Below are 2,173 nucleotides of genomic sequence, written 5' to 3' on the forward strand. Positions count from 1 at the left end.
ATCGGTTGGCTTGAGTCAGCAGGGATCAAGTTTATAGGGGGATGGGAAGATAATCCGAAGAAGGGATTGCCCTACATAAGCGGGATGATCCTCCTCGTTGACCCCAGGGATGGTAGATTCCTGTCCGTCATGGATGGAACCCTCGTGACGGCTCTCAGGACAGGGGCCCAGACAGCGGTTGCCCTGAAATACCTGGTATCAGAACCCCAAAACCCTGTAATAGCTCTTTATGGAGCCGGAGCCCAGGGACGGACCCAGGCTGAAGCCATTGCCACCGCTTTCAAGGTAAAGGAGTTCCGGGTTTTTGATATTAAGAAAGAAGCTTCTAAGATCTTTGCAGAAGAAATGACCGCCAAACTTGGGGTGCCTATAAGGGTAATGGACAGGCCGGAAGACGCCGTCAAGGGAGCCCACGCGGTTGTGTCGGTAACCCACGCCCGGAACAAGTTCATCAGGAACGACATGATAGGTGAAGGTGTCACCGTCTGTCCCTTGGGTTCCTTCAGAGAGTGTGAGGATGAACTGATCCTTTCAGTGGACAAGATCATCGTGGATCATGTCGGGCAGACTTTGCACAGGGGAGCGCTCAAGGATGTCAGCGAATCAGGTCGTCTCGGGGAAGAGGACCTGTACGGGACCATAGGGGAAGTCGTTGCAGGAAAGAAGAAGGGCAGAGAAAACCCGGAGGAAAGGATCCTCTGCATTCCCATAGGTACAGGGGCGATGGATGTTACCGTTGCTACTCTGGCTTACCTAAAAGCTCTTGAAAAAGGCGTGGGAAGGGAATTTCCCTTTATCTAGGTCAAGAAGGAATCTTCTTGGCCTGATAAAGGGGAAATTTCACTGGTGACAGTGGAATGTTGCCAGTGAACAGCAAGGAAAAAATGAATATAAAAGGGGAGGGGAAAGAGATGAGAACGAAATGGTTGATTCTTGGGGCCGCATTGTTGGTGGCCGTCATGGTCACAGCGACCGGCACGGCTGTCGCGGCGGCGCAGTACCAGTGGAAGATCGGTCACATCAGGCCCACCGGGACGGATGTCGACAAGGACGTTAACTGGCTTGTCGAAAAGATCAAGGAAGAATCCGGCGGACGGATCGTGATCGACATTTTCCCCGCAAGCCAACTGGGTGACTATACTGTCGTCCAGGAAAGAGTATCGATGGGTGCCATCGAGATGCAGTTGGCCTGCCTGGGTACGACGGTCTCCAAGGCCCTGAATCTCACAGCTGCGCCATACCTGGCCACTAATTACGAAGAGGCGGAGAAACTCTTCGGCACGGAAGGGGTAGTGTACCAAGTAGTGGATGAGGTTCTCGACAAGAAGGAGAACATTCATCTTATCTCAGGATGGCCGAACTATTTTGGAGGAATCGCGCTGGGCAAAGAAGCCCCGGCTCCAGGAGACCCCAGTGTTCCCAAGAACATCAAGATCCGCGTCCCGCCGATCAAATCCTATGAGTTGACCGCTGATGCTTTGGGATACATGGCCACCCCCATTCCCTGGGCCGAGACCTTCACGGCCATGCAGACGGGCATAGTCAACGGGGCTATCGGAGCAGGGGCCGAGGGGTACTATGCAGACCTCAGGGACCTCATGAAGGAGTACCTTGTCATTAATGACCACTTTGAAATGTGGTTTTGGTACATGAATAAGGATCTTTGGAATAAGCTCTCCAAGGAGGACCAGGATCTTCTCACGAGGCTAGGCCGTGAACTAGAGGCCAAGAGATGGAAAGCTGCTCCCGAAGCTCAAAAGGCAAACGAAAAGAGGCTGGCCGATTTTGGTGTAAAGGTTATCTACATCAAGCCGGAAGAATTCGATGTCATAGTTAAAAAGGCGGAGGAGAAAGTATGGCCGGCACTCAAGGGAGATATCGGCGAGGAATACTTTAATAGAACGATGGAAGTGCTGAAGAAATAGTTTGCAAACGCATGGTACTTCCCGCTTCAATATGAGTTTCGCAATGATCCGGGGGGCGCAAGTCCCCCGGGTTGTTCCAAAGACCTCGGGAAAGCCATGGTCTGGCAATTGGGAAAAGAGAGTTTAGAGATAGTGCCCAGAATTCAAATTCTGGGTGGTACGAGAGGGTGAATACCATGGTTGTTGAAACCTATCTTGAAAAGGAAAAGAAGGAAGGCGCCGCTGTAACGGAAGGGCCGTTGAGAATC

The 2,173-nt window shown here is 52.0% G+C and carries 2 protein-coding genes; both read left to right on the forward strand.

Annotation, left to right across the window (positions count from 1 at the left end; translation table 11 throughout):
• Positions 1-801: ornithine cyclodeaminase family protein (locus GX108_07065; GenBank protein ID NLO56790.1), on the forward strand; the 801-nt coding region annotated here is incomplete at its 5' end.
• Positions 802-911: 110 nt separating this feature from the next.
• Entirely contained in the window at positions 912-1,925 is a 1,014-nt protein-coding gene (gene dctP / locus GX108_07070; GenBank protein ID NLO56791.1) for a TRAP transporter substrate-binding protein DctP, read from the forward strand.
• Positions 1,926-2,173 lie beyond the last annotated feature (248 nt).

The organism is Thermovirga sp., from assembly GCA_012523215.1.
In the GTDB taxonomy this organism is placed as follows: Bacteria; Synergistota; Synergistia; order Synergistales; family Thermovirgaceae; genus 58-81.

Coding starts and splice junctions, on each gene's coding strand:
- dctP (NLO56791.1), top strand. CDS start 912: ATGAGAACGAAATGGTTGATTCTTGGGGCCGCATTGTTGGTGGCCGTC.